General features: G+C 32.9%; 2 protein-coding genes. One reads left to right on the top strand and one right to left on the bottom strand.

Annotated features, from left to right (window positions below):
* Nucleotides 1-57: 57 nt before the first annotated feature.
* Nucleotides 58-1,413 (top strand): 8-oxoguanine deaminase, encoded by a 1,356-nt coding sequence (locus HMPREF9129_RS10065; protein ID WP_004823394.1) that lies wholly within the window; start codon nucleotides 58-60, stop codon nucleotides 1,411-1,413.
* 78 nt (nucleotides 1,414-1,491) lie between these two features.
* Here the strand turns inward: HMPREF9129_RS10065 and HMPREF9129_RS10060 are convergent.
* Nucleotides 1,492-1,732: small multi-drug export protein (locus HMPREF9129_RS10060; RefSeq protein WP_004823392.1), on the bottom strand; the 241-nt coding region annotated here is incomplete at its 5' end.

Genomic DNA, 1,732 nt, shown 5'->3' with positions numbered 1-1,732 from the left:
TTGTATTTAAGTAAAAAGATATAATATTAAATATATAGAAGATAGGAGGAGTTATTTATGGGAAAGTCTTTGTTATTTAAAAATGTAAATAAAATAGTTACGTGTAATGATAGAGATGAGGTCTTAGAAAATTTTGATATTGTTGTAGCAGATGAAGTTATTAAAGCTATCGAGAAAAACAGTGAGTTGAAAGCAGATGAAACTATAGATGCAAGTGATTTGATAATTTATCCTGGGTTAATAAATACCCACCATCATCTATACCAAATATTGACTAGAAATCTACCACAGGTACAAAGTTTAGAGCTGTTTGATTGGCTGAAAGTTCTTTATGAAATATGGAAGAATTTAACAGGAGATTCGATATATTACAGCTCGCTTACAGGATTGGCAGAACTTGCAAAATATGGATGTACGACAGTTTTTGACCATCATTATGTATTTCCTGAAAATAGTTTTGATTTTATAGAAAGACAATTTGAAGCGGCAGAAAAATTAGGGGTTCGTATGGTAGTTTCGAGAGGTAGTATGGACCTTAGTAAGAAAGATGGCGGACTACCACCTGATTCGGTCGTTCAGGATATAGATTCAATACTTAAAGACTCTGAGAGAATAGTAAATAAGTTTAATGATAAGAATAAGTATTCTATGAGACAAGTTGTTTTAGCTCCATGTTCTCCATTTAGTGTAACAGCTGATTTGATGATAGAGTCGGCAAAGTTAGCAAGGCAATTAGGCGTTAGACTACATACTCATCTTGCAGAAACAAAAGATGAGGAAAGATTTACATTACAGAAAAAAGGGGTTAGACCTTTAGAGTATATGGACCAACTTGGTTGGATAGGAGATGACGTGTGGTTTGCTCACGGAATTCATTTTAATGATGAAGAGCTTGAAATTTTAGCTAAGACTAAAACGGGAGTAGCACATTGTCCTTGTTCTAATATGAAATTATCTTCAGGAGTAGCACGAATTCCTGAAATGTTAAAGCTTGGAGTTCCAGTTGGATTGGCAGTTGATGGAAGTTCGAGTAACGATGGGTCAAGTATGTTGGAAGAGATGAGAGTGGCTTATCTATTGCACAGATTGACTTATCATGAAAAAGCGCCTACTGGATATGACATTTTAAAAATGGCGACTAAAGGAAGCGCTCAACTACTTGGTAGAGAAGATATAGGATATTTAGAAACTGGAATGGCAGCAGATTTCTTTGCAATAGATAAAAATCGAATAGAATTGGCAGGAGCAACTTTCGATGTTAAAAATATGCTGGGAACAGTTGGACTAAAAGGGGCTGCAGACTATACTGTAATAAATGGAAAATTGGTAGTAGATAAGGGCGAAATCTTAGGAATTGATGAAAGAAAGTTATCTGAAGCAGTTCATAGAGAATCTAAAAGAATGCAAAGCTAATTTTAATAAATAAAAATTAAATAATAATATAAAAAGTCATAACACACTGTATAAGTGATAGTTATGATTTTTTTTACATCAATTTATAATAAGATGACTTAAAATTGCAATAAAAACTGTTGCTAGACTATTTCCTAAAATAATAGTAGGAATTGCAGTTTTAAGACGCAAGTCCATTAAAGATGCAATTAAACTTGCAGACCATACACCTGTCCCAGGCAATGGAATAGCTGTAAATATAAACAGAGCAAATAATTCATATCTTTTTATTTTGCCCCATTTATAATCAGCTCTTTTTTCTAATCTATCTATATAATTT

Origin of the sequence: Peptoniphilus indolicus ATCC 29427 (genome assembly GCF_000227315.1) — a bacterium.
Taxonomy (GTDB): Bacteria; Bacillota; Clostridia; order Tissierellales; family Peptoniphilaceae; genus Peptoniphilus; species Peptoniphilus indolicus.
Note: the sequence above shows the minus strand (reverse complement) of the source record. Positions and strands in the feature narration are given on the sequence as shown.